The sequence below is a fragment of the Nocardioides marmorisolisilvae genome, from assembly GCF_003725775.1.
Classification (GTDB): domain Bacteria; phylum Actinomycetota; class Actinomycetes; order Propionibacteriales; family Nocardioidaceae; genus Marmoricola; species Marmoricola marmorisolisilvae.
This window is the reverse complement of record NZ_RJSG01000002.1, coordinates 85917-107771: the sequence shown is the minus strand read 5'-3', so window position 1 is coordinate 107771 and position 21855 is coordinate 85917. Positions and strand designations below refer to the sequence as shown.

The 21855-nt window shown below is 70.3% G+C and carries 24 protein-coding genes and 1 tRNA gene; 8 read left to right on the top strand and 17 right to left on the bottom strand.

What is annotated here, in order from left to right:
* Positions 1–44 precede the first annotated feature (44 nt).
* The 3 genes from EFL95_RS04305 to EFL95_RS04295 are packed head-to-tail and all read left to right on the top strand — an operon-like array spanning position 45 to position 4083.
* Entirely contained in the window at positions 45–1061 is a 1017-nt protein-coding gene (locus EFL95_RS04305; RefSeq protein WP_123232833.1) for a hypothetical protein, read from the top strand.
* A gap of 17 nt (positions 1062–1078) precedes the next feature.
* Positions 1079–2488, top strand: coding sequence for an NAD(P)-binding protein (locus tag EFL95_RS04300; RefSeq protein WP_148044963.1), 1410 nt, complete (start codon positions 1079–1081; stop codon positions 2486–2488).
* Positions 2489–2505: 17 nt separating this feature from the next.
* Positions 2506–4083 (top strand): HD domain-containing phosphohydrolase, encoded by a 1578-nt coding sequence (locus tag EFL95_RS04295; RefSeq protein ID WP_123232831.1) that lies wholly within the window; start codon positions 2506–2508, stop codon positions 4081–4083.
* Positions 4084–4087: 4 nt separating this feature from the next.
* Here EFL95_RS04295 and EFL95_RS04290 read toward each other — a convergent pair whose 3' ends face one another.
* The 3 genes from EFL95_RS04290 to EFL95_RS04280 form a co-directional block, all read right to left on the bottom strand.
* Positions 4088–4900: a class I SAM-dependent methyltransferase gene (locus tag EFL95_RS04290; protein WP_123234789.1), complete on the bottom strand. Its 813-nt coding sequence runs from the start codon at positions 4898–4900 to the stop codon at positions 4088–4090.
* A gap of 28 nt (positions 4901–4928) precedes the next feature.
* Positions 4929–5309: a cupin domain-containing protein gene (locus EFL95_RS04285; protein ID WP_123232830.1), complete on the bottom strand. Its 381-nt coding sequence runs from the start codon at positions 5307–5309 to the stop codon at positions 4929–4931.
* A gap of 98 nt (positions 5310–5407) precedes the next feature.
* On the bottom strand, positions 5408–6976 hold the full coding sequence (locus tag EFL95_RS04280; protein ID WP_123232829.1) for a GMC oxidoreductase: 1569 nt from the start codon (positions 6974–6976) through the stop codon (positions 5408–5410).
* A 162-nt stretch (positions 6977–7138) separates the two neighbouring features.
* On the opposite strand from EFL95_RS04280, the gene EFL95_RS04275 reads away from it, so the two are divergent.
* Positions 7139–8068: a homocysteine S-methyltransferase family protein gene (locus EFL95_RS04275; RefSeq protein WP_221176319.1), complete on the top strand. Its 930-nt coding sequence runs from the start codon at positions 7139–7141 to the stop codon at positions 8066–8068.
* Here the strand turns inward: EFL95_RS04275 and EFL95_RS04270 are convergent.
* From EFL95_RS04270 to EFL95_RS04260, 3 genes are all read right to left on the bottom strand, one after another.
* Positions 8057–8135: transfer RNA gene (locus EFL95_RS04270), tRNA-Gln, on the bottom strand. The two genes, EFL95_RS04275 and EFL95_RS04270, sit on opposite strands and share 12 nt — an antisense overlap.
* 14 nt (positions 8136–8149) lie before the next feature.
* The gene (locus EFL95_RS04265) at positions 8150–9142 is read right to left on the bottom strand and encodes a 2-dehydropantoate 2-reductase (RefSeq protein WP_123232827.1); all 993 of its coding nucleotides are present in this window, start codon (positions 9140–9142) and stop codon (positions 8150–8152) included.
* 57 nt (positions 9143–9199) lie between these two features.
* Positions 9200–10039: a thioesterase family protein gene (locus EFL95_RS04260; RefSeq protein ID WP_123232826.1), complete on the bottom strand. Its 840-nt coding sequence runs from the start codon at positions 10037–10039 to the stop codon at positions 9200–9202.
* Between the two features lie 116 nt (positions 10040–10155).
* On the opposite strand from EFL95_RS04260, the gene EFL95_RS04255 reads away from it, so the two are divergent.
* Complete coding sequence (locus EFL95_RS04255; RefSeq protein ID WP_123232825.1) at positions 10156–11112, top strand: acyl-CoA desaturase; 957 nt, start codon at positions 10156–10158, stop codon at positions 11110–11112.
* Here EFL95_RS04255 and EFL95_RS04250 read toward each other — a convergent pair.
* Positions 11109–11684: a DinB family protein gene (locus EFL95_RS04250; protein WP_123232824.1), complete on the bottom strand. Its 576-nt coding sequence runs from the start codon at positions 11682–11684 to the stop codon at positions 11109–11111. The two genes, EFL95_RS04255 and EFL95_RS04250, sit on opposite strands and share 4 nt — an antisense overlap.
* A 97-nt stretch (positions 11685–11781) precedes the next feature.
* Between EFL95_RS04250 and EFL95_RS04245 the strand changes: the two genes are divergently transcribed.
* Entirely contained in the window at positions 11782–12378 is a 597-nt protein-coding gene (locus EFL95_RS04245) for a TetR/AcrR family transcriptional regulator (RefSeq protein ID WP_123234788.1), read from the top strand.
* A gap of 1 nt (position 12379) precedes the next feature.
* On the opposite strand, the gene EFL95_RS04240 is transcribed toward EFL95_RS04245, so the two are convergent.
* From EFL95_RS04240 to EFL95_RS04225, 4 genes are read right to left on the bottom strand one after another with little or no spacing between them, the layout of a single operon-like run.
* On the bottom strand, positions 12380–12601 hold the full coding sequence (locus EFL95_RS04240; protein WP_123232823.1) for a hypothetical protein: 222 nt from the start codon (positions 12599–12601) through the stop codon (positions 12380–12382).
* Between the two features lie 10 nt (positions 12602–12611).
* Positions 12612–13301, bottom strand: coding sequence for an alpha/beta fold hydrolase (locus tag EFL95_RS04235; protein ID WP_123232822.1), 690 nt, complete (start codon positions 13299–13301; stop codon positions 12612–12614).
* Between the two features lie 30 nt (positions 13302–13331).
* Entirely contained in the window at positions 13332–13808 is a 477-nt protein-coding gene (locus EFL95_RS04230) for a hypothetical protein (protein ID WP_123232821.1), read from the bottom strand.
* A gap of 12 nt (positions 13809–13820) precedes the next feature.
* The gene (locus EFL95_RS04225; protein WP_123232820.1) at positions 13821–14648 is read right to left on the bottom strand and encodes a methyltransferase domain-containing protein; all 828 of its coding nucleotides are present in this window, start codon (positions 14646–14648) and stop codon (positions 13821–13823) included.
* A gap of 83 nt (positions 14649–14731) precedes the next feature.
* Here EFL95_RS04225 and EFL95_RS04220 point away from each other — a divergent pair, with 83 nt between their 5' ends.
* On the top strand, positions 14732–15229 hold the full coding sequence (locus tag EFL95_RS04220) for a MarR family winged helix-turn-helix transcriptional regulator (RefSeq protein ID WP_123232819.1): 498 nt from the start codon (positions 14732–14734) through the stop codon (positions 15227–15229).
* A 3-nt stretch (positions 15230–15232) separates the two neighbouring features.
* Here the strand turns inward: EFL95_RS04220 and EFL95_RS04215 are convergent, their stop codons facing one another.
* Both EFL95_RS04215 and EFL95_RS04210 read right to left on the bottom strand, forming a co-directional pair.
* Entirely contained in the window at positions 15233–15874 is a 642-nt protein-coding gene (locus EFL95_RS04215) for a LysE family translocator (protein WP_123232818.1), read from the bottom strand.
* A gap of 4 nt (positions 15875–15878) precedes the next feature.
* Entirely contained in the window at positions 15879–16448 is a 570-nt protein-coding gene (locus EFL95_RS04210) for a carboxymuconolactone decarboxylase family protein (RefSeq protein WP_183407020.1), read from the bottom strand.
* A 77-nt stretch (positions 16449–16525) separates the two neighbouring features.
* On the opposite strand from EFL95_RS04210, the gene EFL95_RS04205 reads away from it, so the two are divergent.
* Positions 16526–16876, top strand: a complete 351-nt coding sequence (locus EFL95_RS04205; protein WP_123232817.1) for a winged helix-turn-helix transcriptional regulator — start codon at positions 16526–16528, stop codon at positions 16874–16876.
* A gap of 4 nt (positions 16877–16880) precedes the next feature.
* Here EFL95_RS04205 and EFL95_RS04200 read toward each other — a convergent pair whose 3' ends face one another.
* The 4 genes from EFL95_RS04200 to EFL95_RS04185 form a co-directional block, all read right to left on the bottom strand.
* The gene (locus EFL95_RS04200; protein WP_123232816.1) at positions 16881–18710 is read right to left on the bottom strand and encodes an ABC-F family ATP-binding cassette domain-containing protein; all 1830 of its coding nucleotides are present in this window, start codon (positions 18708–18710) and stop codon (positions 16881–16883) included.
* 13 nt (positions 18711–18723) lie between these two features.
* Positions 18724–19620: a 4-(cytidine 5'-diphospho)-2-C-methyl-D-erythritol kinase gene (locus EFL95_RS04195; RefSeq protein WP_123232815.1), complete on the bottom strand. Its 897-nt coding sequence runs from the start codon at positions 19618–19620 to the stop codon at positions 18724–18726.
* A complete protein-coding gene (gene rsmA, locus EFL95_RS04190; RefSeq protein ID WP_123234786.1) occupies positions 19617–20477 on the bottom strand; it encodes a 16S rRNA (adenine(1518)-N(6)/adenine(1519)-N(6))-dimethyltransferase RsmA in 861 nt (286 codons plus the stop codon). Before rsmA ends, EFL95_RS04195 begins: the two co-directional genes overlap by 4 nt.
* Before the next feature lie 117 nt (positions 20478–20594).
* Positions 20595–21731 (bottom strand): resuscitation-promoting factor, encoded by a 1137-nt coding sequence (locus EFL95_RS04185; RefSeq protein ID WP_281272190.1) that lies wholly within the window; start codon positions 21729–21731, stop codon positions 20595–20597.
* Positions 21732–21855: the final 124 nt, after the last annotated feature.

Below are 21855 nucleotides of genomic sequence, written 5' to 3'. Positions count from 1 at the left end.
AGCCCGCGTGCGCCGGACGCCTCCCAGTTCTCTAGAGTCGAGCCATGCCCCAGACCGTCGCCGACCGCCTGCTCGACGCCCAGATCGCCTGGCTGGTGGGGCAATTGACCGGGCCCGAGCTGCCCGAGGTGCTGGCGCAGGACGTCGACACGCTGCTCGCCATCGGGTCGCGGATCACCGTCGGCGAGTTGACCAGCGCCGAGGAGATCAAGCCGATCGCCCGACTGATCGCCGCGACGGTGCCGGCCAGCACCGCGGCGAGCACGCTCGTCGAGACCGCGGCCGACGTCCTGTACGACGGCCCGGCGGAGACCTTCACGCTGTCCGACCTGATCGATCGCGACCACGTCGCGAGCCTGGCCGACGAGGCCCTGGGCAACGTCGAGCTGGTCGAGAAGCTGCTCGACGACCTGACCCGGAGCCCGCTGGTGGCCACGCTGGCGTCGCGGTTCGTGGGCCGGATCGTCAACGACGTGGTGCAGATGAACCAGGCGGTCGCCGACAAGATCCCGGGCGTCGGCTCGCTGGTCTCCTTCGGCACGAAGGCCGCCGGCCAGATGCTCGGTGCCGCCGACAAGTCGCTCCAGCAGGTCCTCGGCGACACCGCCGGCAAGGGCGCCAGCTTCGCCATGCGCCGGCTGAACAAGGTCGTCGTCGAGACGCTCAAGGACCCGACCACCCGCGACGCGGTGCTCGAGGTCTACGACCTGTACGCCGACGAGCCGGTCGCCCGCCTCAAGGACATCGGCACCCGCGCGGACACCCAGCGGGTCGCCGGCCTTATCCAAGACATCGTCATCGCCGGAGCACCGACCGAGCCGGTGAGCGCCCTGCTCGATGCGCTGATCGACGGCTTCTTCCGCGTCTACGGCGAGACGCCCGCGACCGAGCTCGTCACCGACCTCGGCCTGACCCGCGACGACCTGGTCGAGCACGCGGTGGCGATCGTCCCGGGGTTGCTCGCGAACGCGCACGCCAAGGGTGAGCTCGAGCCGCTGGTGCGCACCCGCCTCGAGCCGTTCTTCGCCTCCCCCGAGGTTGCCGCGATCCTGGCGGACTGAACCGGCACCGTTAAGCGGTGGCGCTCGCTGCCACCTTCCAGGATCGTGTCCGGATGCACCTGTCCACCGACTACCTGGTCGTCGGCGCGGGCTTGTCCGGGCTCGCCTTCGCGGACTCCCTGATCACCCACGACCCCGAGGCCGAGCTGGTCGTCGTCGACCGGCGGACGCAACCCGGTGGGCACTGGGCCGACGTCTACCCGTTCGTCCGGCTCCACTCCCCCTCGGCCTACTACGGCGTCGACTCGATGCCGCTGGGCAGCAACCGGATCGACGTCGACGGGCCCAACGCCGGCCTCTACGAACGCGCGACCGCCACCGAGCTGCAGACCTACTTCGCGGACGTGGTCGAGAAGCTGGCCGCCACCGGCCGGGTCCGGGTCCTGCTCGGCCACGAGAACCTCGACGACGGCCACCTCCGCGACCTGGCCACCGGCGAGGTGCACGAGCTCGAGGTACGCCGCCGGGTGGTCGACGCCGGCTACCTCGAGGTCTCGGTCCCGGCGACGCACACACCGTCCTTCGACATCGCCGACGACGCCTCTTTCGTCCCGGTGCACCTGCTCGGCGACCACGTCGAGTCATCGAGCTACACGGTGCTCGGCGCAGGCAAGACCGGGGTCGATGCGGTGCTGTGGCTGCTCGACCACGACGTCGACCCCGAGCGGATCCGCTGGGTGAGGCCGCGTGAGGCCTGGTTCATGGACCGGGCGCGCTTCCAGCCGCTCGACCTGGCCGTCGACAGCCTCGAGGGTTTCGCCGCCGACGCGCACGCCGGAGCGACGGCGAAGGACCAAGACGACCTGCTGGGCCTGCTGGAGGACGCCGGTCGGCTGACCCGGCTCGACCCGACGATCCCGGCGACCATGTGGCGCGGCGCGATGCTGAACGACCACGAGCTCCAGCGCGCCCGCACCGTCACCGACGTCGTCCGGCTCGGCCGCGTGCGTCGCCTCGAGCGCGACCGCATCGTGCTCGACCAGGGCGAAGTGCCGACCGGCGGCGCGCTGCACATCGACTGCACCGCCCACGGCCTGCGCAACGCCCCGCCGACGCCGATCTTCGCCGACGGGCGCATCGTGCTTCAGCAGGTGCGCCACAAGACGCCGCCGTACAACGCGGCGCTGCTCGGCTTCGTCGAGGCGAAGCGGGACGACGACGAGACCAAGAACCGGCTCTGCCCGCCGAACCACTACACCGTCGGCGTCGACGAGTGGGCCCGCACTGTCGCGCGCACCTGGCGCACCGAGGGCAGCTGGCGGACCGAGCCCGACCTGCAGGCGTGGGTCGCCGGCACCCGCCTCAACCTGCTTGCGTCGCTGCCGCAGCACCTCGGCTCCGAGCGTGCTCAGCAGGCGCTGGCCCGGTACGTCGGGCACGTCGGCGACGCGGTGGCCAACCTGGAACGGATCGCTGCGGGCTCCTGAGCCGTACGATCGGCCTCATGGAACGCGGCAGCGATCCCGGGGGCGTGCGACTGGCGGAGCTGGTCGCCGCGCTGTCGCTCGGCATCGACCTGGGTTTCAGCCAGCCGATGGAGCACGTGCTGCGGCAGTGCCTGATCGCGCTGCGGCTCGCCGAGCTGGTGGGCCTCGACGACGACACCCGGGCGTCGGTCTACTACTCGGCGATGCTGGTCAACGTCGGCTGCCACTCCGACGCCCACGAGCAGGCCAAGTGGTTCGGCGACGACCTGGAGATGAAGGGCGACAAGTACCTCTACGGTCTGCGCGGCCTGCGCGGCGCTGTGGCGATGCTCAGCCGGATCGGATCCGGCAGCGACACCACGATCGGTCGCTTGCGCGTCGGCCTGGAGTTCGCGACGTCGGGCTACAAGGACGTCGACGACATGATCGTCAACCACGCCACCCTGGCCTGCCGGCTGGCCGACGAGCTCGCGCTCCCGGGCGAGACCCCGAAGGCCCTCGGGGCGTCGTACGAGATGTGGGACGGGCACGGCTGGCCCGGCGAGATGCGCGGCGAGGAGATCCCGGTCGCGTCCCGGATCGCCACGCTGGCCGAGTTCGTCGAGGTCGCCCACCGGGTCCACGGCGTCGAGGCGGCCCGCGAACTGGCCCGTCGGCAACGTGGCAAGCAGTTCGACCCGGCGATCGCGGACCTGTTCCTGGCAAAGGCCGACGACGTGCTCGCCGGGCTCGACGACGTGGACAGCTGGGAGGCGGTGATCGAGGCCGAACCAGCCCTGGGCGTCCGGCTCGATGACGCCGGCTTCGACAGCGCCCTCACGGCGATCGCCGACTTCGTGGACCTGAAGTCGCCGTACACCCTCGGCCACGGGCGCGCGGTCGCCGAGCTGGTCGACGCCGCGGCGGTGCAGCTCGGCATGCGCGATCCCGACCGCAACCTGGTCCGCCGTTCCGCGCTGGTGCACGCGTTCGGCAAGCTCGGCGTTTCGAACGCGATCCTCGACAAGGCGACGCCGCTGGGGGCCGGCGAGCGCGAGCGGCTGCGGATGATCCCGTTCGTCACCCACCGAATGCTGCGCCAGTCGCCGGCGCTGTCCCAGCTCGGCGCGATCGCCCTCCAGCACGCCGAACGGCTCGACGGATCCGGGCACCCGAACGGCCTGTCCGGCGCGATGATCTCCCGCGAGGCGCGGCTGCTCGGGGCAGCCGACGTGTACCAGTCACTGCGCGAACCGCGGGCCTACCGCGAGGCGCTGAGCCCGGACGAGGCCGCGACCCGGTTGCGGTCCGAGGTGCGCGCCGGCCGCCTGGACGCCGACTGCGTCGAAGCGGTGCTGGCCGCCGCCGGCCACCGCGTCTCGAAGCGTTCCGCCGGACCGGCGGGACTCACCGCACGGGAGATCGACGTGCTCCGGCTCATCGCCCGCGGGATGTCGACCAAGGACGTGGCCGAGCGACTGGTCATCTCCCGCAAGACGGTGAGCAACCACGTCGAGCACATCTACACCAAGATCGGCGCCTCGAACCGGGCGACGGCGGCGCTGTTCGCGACCCAGCACGGCCTCCTCGTCGCTGAGGAGACCGTGCCGGTCTGACCGGTCAGAGCGCCGGACGAGCGAGCACCTGCAACCAGCTCGCCTCGCCCTCGATCGAGGCCCCGAAGTGCTGCTGCAGAGCTTCGGCGGCGATCCCCGTCGCAGAGGCGAGGTCGAGGTCCGGGTGCCGAGCGATCTCGGCGCTGATCGGAGTGCCCTGGCAGAACGCAACGGCGACGTCGGCCGGGTTGCCGCGGTTGACCCCGGCGATGACCTCGATCTCCGCGGTGAAGCCGGCGTCCTGGAGATCTGCGTGGAGCCGGTCCTGGTCGGAGTGCCCGTACGGGGTGCGGGCGAAGAAGTCCGGCGGGTCGGCCACGGCCGCAGCGAACGCGTCCCGGATCACCCGCGGGATCTCGTTGTGCTCCAGGGAGTCCCAGACGTTGAACGCGAACAGTCCGTCCGGCCGCAGCACCCGGCGCGCCTCGGAGTACCCAGCGACCTTGTCCGGGAAGAACATCACCCCGAACTGGCAGGCGACGGCGTCGACGGACGCGTCGGGGACGTCGAGCGCCAAGGCATCCGCCTGCTGCCAGCGGACGCCGGGGGCGTCGGTGCGCTCCCGCGCCTGGTCGAGCATGTCCTGGTTGAGGTCGGTGGCGAGGATCGCGGCCTGCGGCAGCCGGCTCGCCAGCGCCCGGGTCAGCACCCCGGTGCCCGCGGCCGTCTCCAGCACGTCGGCGGGGCCACCCGCTGCGACCGCGTCGGCGAGCCGGGCTGCCGGCTCCGCGAAGATCAGCGGAACCAGCAGCCGCTCGTAGATGTCGGGGATCGACCCGACGAAACCGACGTCGCCCGAAGGCACCTCCGAGCTCATGGCCGCACCGTAGTCCCGAACCGAGACCTCAGGCACCCTGCATCGCCGCCATGTTGGCCTCGATGACCGCGTTGACCGCGGCTGCCTGGTGCTCGGGGCTGATGAACAGCAGGTCGGTCCCCGGCTCGATGACCGGCGTGTGCCCGGGCTCGACGTAGAACGCGTCCCCGGTGCTGAACGACTCGGTGCTGCCGTCGAGGTGACGGAACGTGACCGTTCCGCCGACGACGTAGCCCCAGTGCGGGCAGTTGCACAGGTCGTTCGGCAGACCCTTGAGGAGGGGCTCGAGCACGCCCTGCTCGGTGAAGCTGAGGAACGCGAACTCGTACCCGGCGGAGACCTCCGAGCTGATCGTCCCGATCCCGATGTCTTGCTGCTTGGCCGCGGTGGCCTGGGAAACCTTCGGCATGGTTCTGATCCCTTCGATCGACGTACCGCTTCTGCGGTGCTTCTCAACCTAGGAATCGGGTGCTGTGCGGGCATGGGGCGAAGACCCCATCTTCGCGGTCAGATGATCGTGCCGACGTCGCTGGCCACGATCCGCTTCATCGCACGCTCGGCGACGGCAGCGATCGTCATCGACGGGTTGCAGGCCGCGGCGGTCCCGGGCAGGAGAGCCCCATCCATCACGTAGAGACCGCGCTGCCCCTGCACCCGGCCCTCGAAGTCGCAGACCGAGCCCATGCTGGCGCCGCCCATCGGGTGCCAGGTCCACGGCAGTGCGAGGTTGGTGTCGACCAGCACCGACGGCCCGGCGATCGCCTTGACCTTCGGGCCGATCTTGGCCTGGATCGCGCGGTCGGCCTCGTGCTCCCACTTCAGCACGGCCTTGTCGAGCAGCGGGTTGTAGACGAAGTGACCGCGAGCCTTGGAGACGCCGTAGCCGACCATGATCGTGGCGTTGACCGGGAAGCCCGGACCGCCGAGCAGGACCGGCGGGATCGACGCCTGGATGACCGTGTTCGCGGTCGCGGCGTCGCCCCAGTCGAGGTTGCCGAACACGACCGGACCACCCTGCGGCGAGGCGAGCTTCTCGGTGAACGGGCTCCACGCGTAGATCCGGTCGGCGTTACTTCCCCACCCGGTGCCGAGGCCGTCCGGCAGGTCGGTGATCTGACCGGTCGCAGCAGCCCGGACGAGCAGGTTGGAGGTGCCCATCGTCCCGGCGCCCATGACGAGCGTCGGTGTGGTGATCACGACCGTTTCCTGGAGCCGGGCGTGCACGTCCGTCCGCGACACCACCACCTGCCACTGACCGGTCGCCGTCCGCGAGATGTCGGTGACCCGGTGTAGCAGCCGGACCTCGAGGTTGCCGGTCTGCTCGGCCTGCCGCAGGTAGGTCACGTCGAGGCTGTTCTTGCCGCCGTTGTTGACGCCGAGCGCGCAGTCGCCGTTGGTGTACGACGGCTTCATCTCGCCGTTCAGCTCGCGCAGCGCCCAGGTCCAGTCGATCGGCATCGGGATCTTGCTCACCGGGAAGCCGAGCGCTTCGGCCCGCTTCTTCCAGATCCTCGGCGTCAGGTACGTCGGGCTGTTCACCAGTGCGTCGGGAGCGACCTGGGCACCGAGCATCTGCCGCACCACCGGGTAGTGCTCGGTGTGCATCTCGTCGTAGTCGAGGGCAGCGGGGAACTCCTCCTCGAAGACGTTGCGCGCCGGCTCCAGCGTCATGCCCTGGTAGGTCAGCGAGCCGCCGCCGTACCCGCAGCCGCTGACCACGGTCATGGTCGGTGCGACCACCGCACGCAGCAGGCCTGCGTAGGCCAGCGGGCCGAGGAACGGCTGGTTGAAGAGGACCGGCGCCGAGTCGTAGAACAGCACCCGCTCGTCGAGCGTGCGCAGGGTCGGGAAGGTGTTCGCGTTCGGGCCGGTCGGCCAGGCGCGGCCCTGCTCCAGCAGGGTCACCGGTACGCCGGCGCGGGTCAGCCGCAGCGCCGAGACGGCGCCGCCGAAACCGGACCCGATGATCACCACGCGGCGGTTGATGCGGGTGACCGGCGCGGCACTTGCCTTCGGGCCGAGCGCCACCAGGCCGGCCGTGATCGCCGAGCCCTTCACGAAGGTACGTCGCTTCATCGCAGAACTCCTGGGAGAGGGTGATTGCGACGCTAGCGATCAGGGCGGCCAGCCCCCACCGGCCCGATCGGGCTATTGAAGTTGTGCATCGACCTGGGTTTCAGAGCAATTGCTCGCCGAACGCCCTGGACCAGCCCCACCCGGTCTGTTGGGATGAACGCCATGGACCAGTCCGACATCCTCGACGGGACGCAGTGGGTCACCGACGGAGGCCTGGAGACCGACCTGCTCTTCAACCATGGCATCGACCTCCCGGAGTTCGCCTCGTTCCCGCTGCTCGACGACACCGACGGCCGAGCCGCGCTGATGCGTTACTTCGCCGAGTACGCCGCGATCGCCGCGGCCGCCGGAAGCGGGCTGATCCTGGAGACCCCGACCTGGCGGGCGAATCCCGACTGGGCGACGCTGCTCGGCTACGACGCAACGGCGCTCGACCGGGTCAACCGGGACGCGGTCGGCCTGGTCCGCTCCGCGGCGGACCGCTCCGGGGTCGAGCACGTGCGGCTCAGTGGCGTCGTCGGCCCGCGCGGCGACGGCTACATCGCGGCCGGCGCCAACGCCGATGCTGCCGCCGAGTACCACTCCGCCCAGGTCCGGTCGTTCGCCGAGGCCGGCGTCGACCTGGTGCACGCCATGACGATGACCGAGTCCGCCGAGGCGATCGGCGTGGTCCGCGCGGCGCGGGCTGCCGGCGTACCGGTCGCGGTGTCGTTCACGGTCGAGACCGACGGCAGGTTGCCGGACGGCAGCACGCTGGCCGGGGCGGTCGACGAGCTCGAGGCTTCGGCCCCCGCGGACTGGTACGGCGTCAACTGCGCCCACCCGACACACGTCCTCCCCGCGATCGACGGCGGCAGCTGGACCGATCGCCTGCGGTTCTTCCGCCCCAACGCCTCGACGATGTCCCACGAGGAGCTCGACGCGATGGAGGTCCTGGACCCCGGCGACGTCGACCTGCTGGTGTCCTCGGCCGCCGACCTCCGCGGCCAGGCGACGTTGTTGTCGGTGATCGGCGGGTGCTGCGGGACCGACAGCAGTCACGTCGCCGCGCTCTGGGGCGTGCACGCCCCGAACCGAAAGCTCCCCGGGTAGGAGTCGAACCTACGTCGCTAGTCCTGATTCAAAGTCAGGCGGGCCCTGCCGGCAGACCAACCGGGGAATGTAGGACTCAGGTTATCGGTGCAGCGCGGAACGGAGCTCGGCGCCGCTCCAGTCCCGGCGTCCACCTTGCTCGGCCTGGCGCACCAGCGCGACGACCTTCTCGTTGACCGGGGCCGCACGTCCGACCTGCGCGGCCAGGCGCAGCACCTCGCCGTTGATCCAGTCGACCTCGGTGGTCCGGCCGAGCTCCAGGTCGTCGGCCATCGACGAGCGTGCGATCGGGTCGATCTCCAGCATCGTCGAGGCGACCCGGGTGAACACCGCGTCCGGGACCTTGAGCAGCATCGGCAGCAGGTTCGGCGGCAACGGCGTGATCTTGGCGGGCTTGATGCCGGCCGCTTTGAGGATGCCGAGCGTCTCGGTCTGAGCCGCCGCCAGGCACACCCGGTAGTCGCGCTGGCTCAGCTCCTCCTTGAGCGGCAGGCCGGAGAGCGCGTTGATGGCGTTGTTCAGGTTGAGCAGCAGCTTCGCCCAGAGCACCGCGGGCATGTCGTCGTGCAGCGTCAGCGGCAGGCCGGCCGCTGCGAACACCGGCTCGTACGCCGCCAGTCGCGGGTCGCGCGCGGCCTCGAGCTCCCCCTCGGACCCCTGGTGGAAGACGCCCTCACCCCGCTGGACGACGTTGAACGGCACCATCCCGGCGATCGTGCGGCCGCCGCCGAGAGCAGCATCGAGGACCTCGGCGTTGTGCACGCCGTTCTGCAGGCTGACGACGACCGCGTCCGGACGCAGGACCTCGGCAAGCTGCGCCGCGACCTCCTCGGTCGCCGCTGACTTCACGGTGACCAGGACCAGATCGGCCCCGGCAGCTTTCAACACCTCGGTGTTGAAAACGGGCGAGGGCACCGACAGGTCGGCGCCCCGGTAGTCGGTCAGCCGCAAGCCGCGCTCAGCGACCTCGTCGGCGATGCGCTGGCGCCCGACGAAGACGACGTCCGCGCCGGTCGCGGCCAGGCGTCCGCCGACGTAGCACCCGATGCTGCCGGCTCCGACGATCGCGATCACGGGGTCAAGATAGCGAGCGGCTCGGAGGTTTCGACAGGCTCAACCAGCGCAAGCCGCTCAGGCGCTGGGGATCGACTCGCCGGTGAAGTCGTGCTGGGTGAAGTCGACCGCGCGCCGGGCGTTGGAGATCGAGGTGACCGTCGTCGTCCCGATCGGGCCCTCGCGGTCGAAGACCACCGCCGATCCGGTGGCGATGCCGTCGTGGGCGTAGCGGCTCACGGTGGTCAGCCCGATCTCCTGGCTGACCGGCACCCGCGAGATCGCGAGGGTGATGTCGGTGTTGATGTACTGCACGCCGCCGGTGCCCCAGTTGGTGATCATGCTGGTGGAGTCCGCAGCGCCGGCCAGGCCCTGGAAGGGCGTCGGGGTCTCCCCCAGGACGATCGGCAGCGAGGTCTGCCAGGTCGCCTTGCGGTCGCCGTTCTGGTGCTCGGCGAAGTTCTGCGACCAGCCGACGCCCTCGCTGTAGAAGATCGGGACCCGTGGCTCGTCGGAGACGGCGGCGATCTCCAGCGGCGGCGGCTGCGGCAGGTCCGAGGGCGTCCAGACCTCGCCGTCCGGGTTCTCGGTCGCCTTCAGGAAGAGCGCGCTCGCGCGGGCGACGACCACACCGTCCTGGGCGAGCTCGGCATCGAGCAGCATCAGCCGAGCGCCCTCCCGGACAACCCGGGAGGACAGCCGGCACGGTCCCATGCTCGGCGCCTTGAACAGGTCGACGGTGAACCGGGCCGGGCGCAGGTCGTCGCGGCCGGCGGCGGCCACCTCGGTCTCGACCTCGCGACCGAGAGCACCGGCCGTGGCGACCCCGTGCATCTGGTCCTCGCGCCACAGGCTGCGCGCCAGGTCCTGCGGAACCAGCAGGTCGCCCTCGGCGCGGAACAGTGCGAACTCAGTCATGCGGGCATTCTTCCGGCGCTGTTCACCGGACCGCTGACTGGACCACCTTTCGACGTGCCGAGCCGTAGGTTACGGTTGCGTAGGTAAGTCGACCCTTGCACGGAGGAAACACCCGCATGACCGCAGTCCTGGACGAGCACGTGACCCACCACGCCACCCTCGGCGGTGAGACCCAGTCCCGGACTGAGCAGGTCGCGCTGGGACTGTTCATCGCGGTCCCGTTCCTGGCACTGCTCGCCGCTGTTCCGGTGGCCTGGGGCGGCTGGCTCGGCTGGACCGACGTGGCGATCGCCGTCGGGATGTACTACTTCACCCTGCTCGGGATCACGGTCGGCTTCCACCGGCTCTTCACCCACAAGTCCTACCGGCCCAACCGGGCCGTCAAGATCGGGATCGCGGTGGCCGGCTCGATGGCGATCCAGGGCCCGCTGGTGCGCTGGGTGGCTGACCACCGCAAGCACCACAAGTTCTCCGACCGCGACGGCGACCCGCACAGCCCCTGGAAGTACGGAACGTCGGTCGGCGCGCTGATCAAGGGACTCTGGCACGCGCACATGGGCTGGCTCTTCGACGAGGAGCAGACCAACCAGCGCAAGTACGCGCCCGACCTGCTCAAGGACCGGGACCTCGTCAGGATCTCCAAGAACTTCTGGGCCTTCGTGCTGATCTCGATGCTGCTCCCGGCCGTGCTCGGCGGCCTGATCACCTGGTCCTGGCAGGGAGCGCTGACCGCGTTCTTCTGGGGCTCGTTGATCCGGGTCGGCCTGCTGCACCACGTCACCTGGTCGATCAACTCGATCTGCCACGCCATCGGCAACCGTCCCTTCGTCTCGCGCGACAAGTCGGCCAACGTGTGGTGGCTGGCCATCCCGTCCGGCGGCGAGTCCTGGCACAACCTGCACCACGCGGACCCGACGTGCGCGCGGCACGGGGTCCTCCGTGGCCAGGTCGACATGTCCGCCCGGCTGATCTGGGTGTTCGAGAAGCTCGGCTGGGTCAAGGAGGTCCGCTGGCCGGTGGCCGAGCGGATCCAGTCGAAGCTCGTCAGCGCGCAGGCGCCCGCTGCGGCCTAGCGGAACGTCTCCGCGGCGGCCTGGATCGTCGCGACGTAGTCCGACCAGTACGTCGCATCGCCGATCTCCTCGGCGTCGCCCTGCCCCGGTGCGTTGTCGATGATCTCGCGCAGGATGTCGGCGTGCCCGGCGTGGTGCGCGGTCTCGTCGACCATCCGGATCAGCAGCGTGCCCAGGTCGGTCGCACGACGCTCCTCGGGCCAGTGCGGCACCGACCCCGGAGCATCCAGGTCGAGCGCCTCGATGGTGGCGTCGCCGTGCCGGCAGGCCTGGTCGTAGAGGTCGAGGATGTAGGCGCGGGACTCCTCCGGCCGCACCCACATGTCCGCGTTCTCCCAGACCGAGTTGTCGGCCACCCACGGCAGCGGCGCGAACGACGGCGGACGTCCGAACGACGTGCCGAGGTAGACCTCCTCGCAGCCGACCAGGTGCTTGACCAGGCCCAGCAGGTTGGTGCCGCTGGCGGTGATCGGTCGGCGGGCGTCGTACTCGCTCAAGCCCTCGAGCTTGGCCACCATCACGCCCCGGGTCACCTGCAGCTTCTCGTGCAGCTCCGCCTTGAGATCGGTCATGAGCCGACGATAAGGCCATGCCCGGACACTCTTCCGCTGGCAGGATGACCGGGTGCCCACCCGCGACGACCGATCGAAGAAGCCCGCGCGCAGCCGGATGACGGCTGCCGAGCGGCGCGAGCAGCTGATCGAGATCGCCCGCACCGTCTTCTCCGAGAAGGGCTTCGACGGCGCCTCGGTCGAGGAGATCGCCGCGAACGCCGGCGTCTCGAAGCCGGTCGTCTACGAGCACTTCGGCGGCAAGGAAGGCGTGTACGCCGTCGTGGTCGACCGGGAGGTGCGCCACCTGCTCGGCATGATGCGCGAGGCGCTGAGTGACGGGTCGCCCCGACTGCTGCTGGAGCAGGCCGCGGTCGCGCTGCTCGACTACATCGAGCAGTCCTCCGAGGGCTTCCGGATCCTGGTGCGCGACAGCCCGCTGGGGTCCTCGAGCGGTTCCTACGTCTCGATCATGAGCGACATCGCGAGCCGCGTCGAAGGCATCCTCATCGACGAGTTCAAGAAGCGCGGGTACGACGCCAAGGCCGCCCCGATGTACGCGCAGATGCTCGTCGGCATGGTCGGGCTGACCGGCCAGTGGTGGCTGGATACCCGCAAGCCGGCCAAGGAGGTCGTCGCGGCCAATCTGGTGAACCTGGCTTGGAACGGGCTCTCCGGCCTGGAACCGAAGCCGGAGCTGCGCAGCTGGGAGTGAGTCAGCGTCGACCGAGCTCGCCCAGGCGTTTCCAGGTGAGCCAGTAGTCGACGAGGACCACCGAGCACACCACCACGCAGCCGATCCACGTCAGCGGCTGCGAGCTGGAGGCGACGAGCAGTACGGCGAAGCCGAGGATCAGTACGACGTCAGCGACCGCCACCGCCTGGTGCAGCCTGGTCCGCTCGCCCCACGCCAACCAGCGACCCTGCATCTCAGCCATGGGAGCGATGCTAGGCGGAATCCAGGATCGCGGCCGTCACCGCTTCGGGCTGGGAGAGCGCGGCGAGGTGACCGCCGGGAACGACCTGGACGTCGATACCGAGGCGGTCGCGCGCGACCCGTCGTTGCAGCGACAGCGGAAAGAACCGGTCGTCGGCTCCCGCGAGCACCCGCGTCGGCACGTCCGGCCAGGCATCGATCGCGCACGGCGAGACGAACACCGCCTCGACCTCCTCGCGCTGGAACTCCTCGCCCTCAGCGGCGACCACCGGGTCGACGTCGTGCAGGAAGTAGGCGTCCAGGTCGTAGGGGTCGTCCGGCCATCCCCCGGCCGCGGCGGCAGCCTTGCGCTCGGACTCCGAGTCGACGTTGCCCCACCATGCGCCCGGCGTCTCGCCCGGAGCCGGGACCATCGCGTTGAGGAGCACCAGCGCCCGCGGTGGGCGCCCAGATCGGACCAGGTGTGCCGCCGTCATCACGGCGGTGAACCCGCCGAGCGACTGGCCGACCAGGACGACGTCCTCGGCATAGGCGCAGGCGGCGTGGGCGAGCTCGACGTACTCGGGGAGCCCGGCCGCATCGTCGTCGGCCGGCAGGTCGAGCGCGACTGCGGTGTGGCCGGCGGCCTCGAGCAGCGGAACCACCCGGCTCCAGTACCAACCGGCGCCACCGGCTCCCGGGATCAGCACGACGTGACTCATGGGTCCATCCTGCCCGGGGTCTCCGACAACCTACTGGTGCCGCATGATCTCGCGGACCACGTGGCTGACTCCGTTCTGGACCAGGAGCCCGATCAGCAGGTCACGCTGCGGGTGGGACAGCAGGCCGTCCTCGACGGTGAACAGGATCTTCCCGAACCCGCCGTGCCGCGACGATGCCCACACCTCGTCCGGGCTCGCAGCGGGCACGGCCTGCCAGGTGCCGGCACGGAGCACCTTGTTCTTCGCGCCGCACAGGAAGGTCTCGCCGTTGGCCAGGACGAGCTCGGTGGCGTTCGGGAACATGATGCTCTTGGTGGTCGACGCCGTCGCCACCTGCGCCCCAGTTGCGTCCGTCACCACGCCGGGCGCCAGCGAGAACCGTCCGCCGGGGGTGTCGATCGTGGTCGGCTGCTGGTACACGGCGGTGATGTCGGCGAGGACCGTTCCGTCCGGCCCGGTGGCCGTGGTCCGCCCGCCCTTGTCCTTGATCTTCAGCTTCGTGGTCATCGGCCCTCCTGGTCACGCCCGAGCACCGGAGCGGTGCAGCCACCGGCCACTCTCCTCCTCACCGACGCGGGCCACAACGAACTCCCCGCGGAACGGCATCAGCACGCGGCCGTCCTCCTCCGGGTAGGCCTCGCGCAGCCGGCGCTTGAGCTCGGCCTCGTACGACGCCCGCAGCTCCGGCTCCGCATCGAGCGCCTCGAGCACCGGACGCGCACCGGTCCCGCTGATCCAGCCGAAGACCGGGTCCTCGCCGCGCAGCTCGTGCAGGTAGGTCGTCGACCAGGCGTCGACCTCGCAGCCGAGGTCGGTCAGCGCACGCCAGTACGTCGCGTAGTCGAAGGCAGCGGGGGCATCGACACCGGCGGTGAGTGCGGCGTACGGCTCCTGCGCGGCGAGCTCCGCGCGGATCGTGTGGGTCCGCTCGGAGAGGTTCCCGGGCACCTGGAAGGCGAACCACCCGCCGTGGCGCACCTTCGCCACGAGCGAGGGCAGCAGCTCGAGGTGGCCCGGCACCCACTGCAGGGTCGCGTTCGAGACCAGCACGTCGACCGGCTCGGTCGGTGCCCAGGTCCGCACGTCGCCGAGCTCGAACCCGATCCGGGCGCCGTGGTCGTCACGAGCACGCTCGATCATGGCCGGGCTGGTGTCGATCCCGGTGACCCGGGCGCGGCTCCAGCGGTCGGCCAGGAGCACCGTCAGGTTGCCGGGCCCGCAGCCGAGGTCGACCACGACGGACGGTTCGGCGGCGTCGATCCGGGCGATCAGCTCGAGGAACGGGCGCCCCCGCTCGTCGGCGTAGACGAGGTAGCGGTCGGGGTCCCAGGTGTGGGTGCTGTTCATGTCGCCTCCAGATATCTTGACATCAAGAGACTTTCCTCTCCCATTCTCTCGATGTCAAGAATCTTTTTCACTAAGATGCCTCCATGGCACCCGATTCCAGCGACGAGGTCGACGACCTCGTCCTCGCCTGGCGACGCGAGCGCGCCGACCTGGACCTCGCGCCGGTCGAGGTGTTCAGCCGGATCAGCCGACTGGCACGCCTGCTCGACCTGGCGAGGCGCGACGCCTTCACCGCGCACTCGATCGAGACGTTCGAGTTCGACGTGCTGGCGGCGCTGCGTCGCGCTGGCCAGCCGTATCAGCTCAGCCCCGGCCAGCTGCTGCGCGAGACCATGGTGACCAGCGGGACCATGACCAACCGCATCGACCGGTTGACCGAGCGCGGCTTCGTCGAGCGCTCCCCCGACCCGAACGACCGCCGCGGCGTCCTGGTCGGCCTGACCTCCGCCGGCAAGGAAGCCGTCGACGGCGCCTTCGAGACCTTGCTCTCCAGCGAGCGCGACCTGCTCGGCGAGCTCTCCACGACCGAGCGCCGACAGCTCGCCGACCTGCTCAAGAGGTTGATGCAGCCGCTGCGCTGACGTTCAGCGCTCGCCGGTCAGCGCCAGTCCGACGCCCAGGCCGATCATCGAGAAGCCGCCGACCGCGCCCATCCGCTCGCCGCGCTTCGGCGAGGAGTTGAACCAGCTGCGCAGCTGGGAGGCGATGACGGCCCACAGGCTGTCGGAGAGCAGGCCGATGGTGGTGGCGAGCAGGCCGAGCAGCAGCATCTGCAGCTGGAGGTGGCCCTCGCCGCGATCGATGAACTGCGGCAGCACCGCGGCCAGCATCAGGTAGCCCTTGGGGTTCGTGGCGCCGACCAGGTAGCCCTGGCGGATCGCCTTGGCCCAGGTCATCGGCGTACCCGACACCTCGGCCCCGTCACCGGCGAGGAACTCCTTGCGGCGGCGTACCGCCTCGATCCCCAGCCAGACCAGGTACGCCGCACCGGCGAGCTTGAGCACCGTGAACACGACGATCGACTCCTGGACGATCACGCCGAGGCCGGCCGCGACCAGCACCACGATCGTGATCAGGCCGAGGGTGTTGCCGAGCACCGAGGCGAGCGCGACCCGGCGCCCGTAGGACAGGGCGCGTCCGACGACGAACACGACGCTGGGTCCGGGGATGACGATGATGACGAGCGCGGCGAGGCCGAAGGTCACCAGCTGGTCGAGCGAGATCACCCGCTCACGGTAGTGGCGAACCGCCGAGCAGGCGAGGCGCTTTCTCCTCCGGATCGACCCCGGCGGCGTTCGCCGCGTAGCTGATCGCGTGGTACCAGCCGCAGAGCAGCAGGGCGTCGAGGATCTCGGCCTCGTCGAACTCAGCAGCCAGGTGGGTCCAGAGCGAGTCGGTGAACGTGCTCGTGCGGTGCAGCTGGTCGGCCAGCAGGATCAGCAACCGGTCGCGCGACTCGTCCCAGCACGGGTCAGCCGCGCTGCCGTGCGCGAGCGACGCGGCCTGCTCCTCGGTGATGCCGGCCTTCTCCGCGAAGAAGGCCACGTGCACCCCGAGCTCGTACTCGCACCCGCATCGGGCACAGGTCCTGTCGATGAGGATCTCGCGGTCGCGCAGCGAGAGGCTCAGACCCCGGCTGAGCTCGTAGGTCCCCCACTCCGACATCGCCCGGGCCATCGGCAGGTTGCGCACGAACGTGCGGAACAGCCCGATCGGCGGCACGCCCGGCGGCATCATCCGCTCGAGCTGGGCACCGACCTCGGCGTCGTACGGGGGTGACAGGGGTTCGATCCGCGGCATGGTCGTCTCCGTTTCTGTTTTCGAAACAATGTGAGAGACGGTAGTGTTTCGATTGTCGAAACACAAGGAGGTATGCGATGCCCACCCCCCGGCCCACCCCCCGGCCCAGCCCCCGGCCCGGTCAGGACGTCCGCGGATCGTCCACCGGCCGCCCGCTGCTCGCCGCGATGGACCTGCTCGGTCGCCGGTGGTCGCTGCGGATCCTGTGGGAGCTGCGCGACGGACCGGTCGGCGCCCGGGCCCTGCGGGAGCGCTGCGACGGGATGTCGAGCAGCGTGCTCTACACCCGGCTGGACGAGCTCACCGATGCTCGGCTCGTCGAGAAGGACGACTCCGGCGAGTACCGGCTCACCGAGATCGGCGCCGGGCTGAACAAGTCCTTGCAGCCCCTCGACAGCTGGGCCCGCCGTTGGGCCCAGCGGTTCTGACGAACTACTCCAGGACCGCGGCCGCCTCGAGCCACTCCAGCTCAAGAACGTCCTTCTCCTCGGCGAGCTCGGACAACTCGGCCGAGACCTTGCCGAGCTCCGCGTAGTCGCTCGCCGCGGCGGCCATCCGCTCGTTCAGCTCGACCTCACGCTGGGCGATCCGCTCCAGCTGCTTGTCGATCCGGGCGACGACCTTGCGGGCCGCACGCTCCTCGGCCGAGCCGGGCTTGGCCTTGGGGGCCGACACCGTGCCGGCTGCTGGCCCCGAGCCTGTCGAGGGTGAGCTTGTCGAAGCCTCCGCAGGCGCAGAGGTGACCGCGGTTTCGACAGGCTCAACCAGCAAGGTCGCCCGTCGCCGCTCCAGGTACTCGTCGACGCCGCCGGGCAGCATCCCGATGCCGCCGTCTCCCATCAGCGCCCAGACCGAGTCGGTCACGCGCTCCAGGAAGTAGCGGTCGTGCGAGACCACGATCAGCGTGCCGGGCCAGCCGTCGAGGAAGTCCTCGAGGACCGCCAGCGTCTCGATGTCGAGGTCGTTGGTCGGTTCGTCGAGCAGCAGCACGTTCGGCTCGGAGAGCAGCAGCTTCAGGAGCTGGAACCGACGGCGCTCACCACCGGAGAGATCGCCGAGACGGGCGGTCAACCGATCCCCGGTGAAGCCGAACCGCTCCAGCATCGAGGTCGCCGAGATGTCCTGACCGCCGGCGTTGCGGGTCACCCGGCGGACGTCCTCGATGGCGCCGAGCACGCGCAGCTCGGGATCCTCCGCGGTGACGTCCTGGGTGAGGTGCGCGAGCGCGACGGTGCGGCCGTGCTTGACCCTGCCGTGGGTCGGGTTGAGCAGCCCGGAGACCAGCGAGAGCACCGAGGTCTTGCCGGCGCCGTTGACGCCGACGATGCCGACCCGGTCCCCCGGACCCAACCGCCAGGTGGCGTGCTTGAGCAGGGTCCGCTCACCGCGGACCAGGTCGACGTCCTCGAGGTCGATGACGTCCTTGCCGAGTCGTTGGGTGGCGAACCGCTCCAGCGCCAGCCTGTCGCGCGGCGGCGGCTCGTCCTCGATCAGCGCGTTCGCCGCGTCGATGCGGAACTTCGGCTTCGAGGTCCGCGCCGGGGCGCCACGACGCAGCCAGGCCAACTCCTTCCGCATCAGGTTCTGGCGACGCTGCTCCCTCGCCGCGGCTTGGCGCATCCGCTCGTTCTTGGCGAGCACGAAGGCCGCGTAGCCGCCCTCGTAGGTGTCGATGACGCCGTCGTGGACCTCCCAGGTCTGCTCGCAGACCTCGTCGAGGAACCAGCGGTCGTGGGTGACCACCACCAGCGCCGACGAACGGCGCTTCAGGTGGTCGGCCAGCCAGGCGACCGCCTCGACGTCGAGGTGGTTGGTGGGCTCGTCGAGGATCAGCAGGTCGTCGGGCTCCAGCAGCAACCGGGCGAGCGAGCAGCGCCGGCGCTCTCCACCCGAGAGCCCGTGCACCGACCGGTCGAGCTCGATCCCGGCGAGCAGCACCTCGACGACCTCGCGGGGGGTCGCCTCGGCCGCCCACTGGTGGTCTGCCTTGCCGGCGAGGACGACCTCGCGCACCGAGTGGTTGTCGTCGAGCAGGTCGCGCTGATCGAGGTAGCCGAGGTGGAGACCGCGCGACCGTGAGACCCGCCCCGAGTCCGGCTCCTCGCTGCCGGCCATCAGGTTGAGCAGCGTCGTCTTGCCGTCGCCGTTGCGCCCGACGATGCCGATCCGCTCACCGACGCCGACACCCAGGCTGATCTCGTCGAGGAGGATCCGGATGCCGTAGGACTTGGTGACCTTCTCGAGGTTGACGAGGTTGCTCACGCCAGCACCGTGCTCATGCGTAGTCCACCAGGTGCACGCCGGCCACCGGCCCGGTCGCGACGACGACGCGCTCGTAGCCCTGGTCGAGCAGGGCCTCGCGGATGTGGTGCGCGGAGTCCTGGTCCGCGACCAGACCCAGGTACGTCGGACCCGAACCCGAGAGCAACCGAGCCCTGACCCCGGAGCCGACCAGGTCGTCGGCCGTCTCGCGCAGGGCGGGGCGCAGCTCGAGCGCCGGCGCCTCGAGGTCGTTGTGCAGCGCGTCGGCCAGCGCGTCCAGGTCACCGCCGGCGAGCGCCGCGAGCACCGCGCCGGAGCCGACCGCGGCCGGCGTCGGCAGCGCGTCGAACGCCCGGTAGACCGCAGAGGTCGAGAGTCCCTCGTCGTTCGGGACGACCACCCACCACCAGGTACCGGCGTCGGGCACCTGCTCGACGAGCTCGCCCCGACCGGTGCCGTGCGCGGTGCCGCCGAGCAGCGAGAAGGGCACGTCGCTGCCGAGCTGGGCAGCGATCGCGAGCAGGTCGTCGTCGGAGGTCTGCAGGTCCCAGAGCCGGTCGAGAGCGACCAGCGTCGCGGCAGCGTCGGCGCTGCCGCCGGCCATGCCACCCGCGACCGGGATGCCCTTGCTGATGCCGATCGCCGCGGCCCGCTCGATCCCGTGGTGCGCAGTGAGCAAGCGGCCGGCCTTCACCACGATGTTGCTGTCGTCCAGCGGTACCCCGGAGACGTCGACATCCCCGATCGGCGAGACGTCGACGGACCAGACGGCCGAGGTCGAGACCGTCACGTCGTCGTACAGGCTCACGGCCAGGTAGACGGTGTCCAGCGGGTGGTAGCCGTCCTCGCGCTTGGCACCGACGCCGAGGTGCAGGTTGATCTTCGCGGGCGCCCGCACGGTGACGCTCATGCGAGGGCCTCAGCGATCCGGACGAAATCGTCGATGAGGAGCTGCTCGCCACGGGTCATCGGGTCGATGCCGGCGGCGGCAAGGGCGGCCTCGGCAGCCTCGGCGGACCCGGCCAGCTCGCGCAGCGCCGGACGCAGGGCCTTGCGGCGGTGGGCGAACGCGGCGTCGATGACGGCGAAGACCTGCTCGCGGGTGGCTGTTGTGCTCGGGGGCTCTCGGCGCGTCCAGGCGACGAGGCCGGAGTCGACGTTCGGGGCCGGCCAGAAGACGTTGCGCCCGATCGCCCCGGCGCGGCGCACGTCGGCGTACCAGGCGGCTTTCACCGACGGGACGCCGTAGACCTTCGAGCCCGGGCCGGCGGCCAGCCGGTCGGCGACCTCGGCCTGCACCATCACCAGTCCGCGCTCGAGCGAGGGAAGCAGGCCGAGCAGGTGCAGCAGCACCGGGACCGAGACGTTGTAGGGCAGGTTCGCGACCAGCGCGGTCGGCGATGGACCGGGGATCTCGGTGACGCGGAGCGCGTCGGCGAGCACGACCTCGAAGGCGTCGACCTGGTCGGGCGCGTGGGCCGCGATGGTGGCGGGCAGGGCGCCGGCGAGCAACGGGTCGACCTCGATCGCGACGACCCGGCGCGCCACCGCGAGCAGCGCCAGGGTCAGCGACCCGAGTCCGGGGCCGACCTCGAGGACGACGTCGTCCGCGGTGATCCGGGACTCCGCGACGATCCGCCGCACGGTGTTGCCGTCGATGACGAAGTTCTGGCCGCGCTGCTTGGTGGGTCGCAGGTCCAGCCCCGCCGCGAGAGTGCGGATCTCAGCCGCGCCCAGCAGCGTCGGCACAGCAGGGCGGTCACTCACGTCGAGAAGGGTACGGCGCACGACGACTTCTGCCGTAAACGGGTTTCGACAGGCGCAACCAGCCAGTGCCGGTTGAGCCTGTCGAAACCTTGGATGCTGCGCTGTCCAGCTGGTGGGTCAGAAGCCGGCGCCGCAGTGCGGCCAGGCTCCGTAGCCACCCGAGGCGGCAACGAGTCGCTTGGCGACCGCGATCTGCTCCTCGCGGCTGTGCTGGTCCGGTCGACCGGTGCCGCCGTACGCACGCCAGGTGCCCAGGTTGAACTGGAGACCGCCGTAGTAGCCGTTGCCGGTGTTCGCGGCCCAGTTACCACCGGACTCGCACTGGGCGATCTTGTCGAACACGGTGTCGCCGGTGGCGTAGTTCTTGGCGACCGGACGGGCCTTGGTGCCGACCTTGACCACCGAGTTGGTCGGGGCCTTGAGCACGGTCTGCTTCAGCACGGTCCGCTTGTAGACCTTGCCGTTGCGCAGCGTGATCCGGTAGGTCACGTCCCGGTCACCGGCGGTGCCCTGCTTGATGGTCTTGCGCTCGCCGACGTACATCGTCGAGTCGCGCTGCTCGGTCACCGGCGGCGCCATCCGCTCGTGGGCGACGTGCTTCTGGACCTTCTTCACGCGGATCAGCACGACCCGGCTGCCGGCCTTGAGGGTGCTGTCCAGGCCCGGCTTCACGATGTCGTTCTTGCCGACCTTGACGTGCATCTTCTTGAACAGCGCACGCGCGTTCGGGACCGCCACCTTGAGCTTCTTGGTGTGGGTCGTGCCGATCTTGACCTTCAGGGTCTTCGGCATGCTGATCACCAGGGCCATGCCCTCGCGGTCGATCGACGCCGAACGGCTCGTCGACAGCGCAGCGTTGCCGTAGCGCAGGCCGAGCTGGTCGAGCGCGGTGCTGACCTGGGTGGCCGTGGTCCAGTAGGTCTTCTTGACCCCATCCACGTTGACCGTCAGCGGACGGCTGTAGCGGACCGAGATCTGGCTGCCGTCACTGACGGCCGAGTCGAGGGACGGGACGACGACGTCCCGCTTGTGCAGGTGGATGTGCTGACCTGCGAGCACGTCCGCGACCGAGTCGCCGAACGTGTGGACGGTCTTGGTCTGACCGTCGACGATGAGTTTCACGTCGGTGGTGGCGGCTGCGTAGCCGGCGGTGGTGGCGACCACGGCGACGGCAACGGTGGCAACGAGGCCTGCCTGCCACTTCCTGCTGTTGGTGATGCGAGTAAGGGCGTCCTTGAGGATCTGGGGGCGCACGATGCTCCGATGTTCGAAGTTCCCGGGCCGCGGACGGATATCGCTCAAGGGCAAGGGAAGTTCGAGCCCCCGTTTGCTGCGATGTCCGGGTTGTACTGCTTTTCCGCTCCCGGCCAACAGGGAA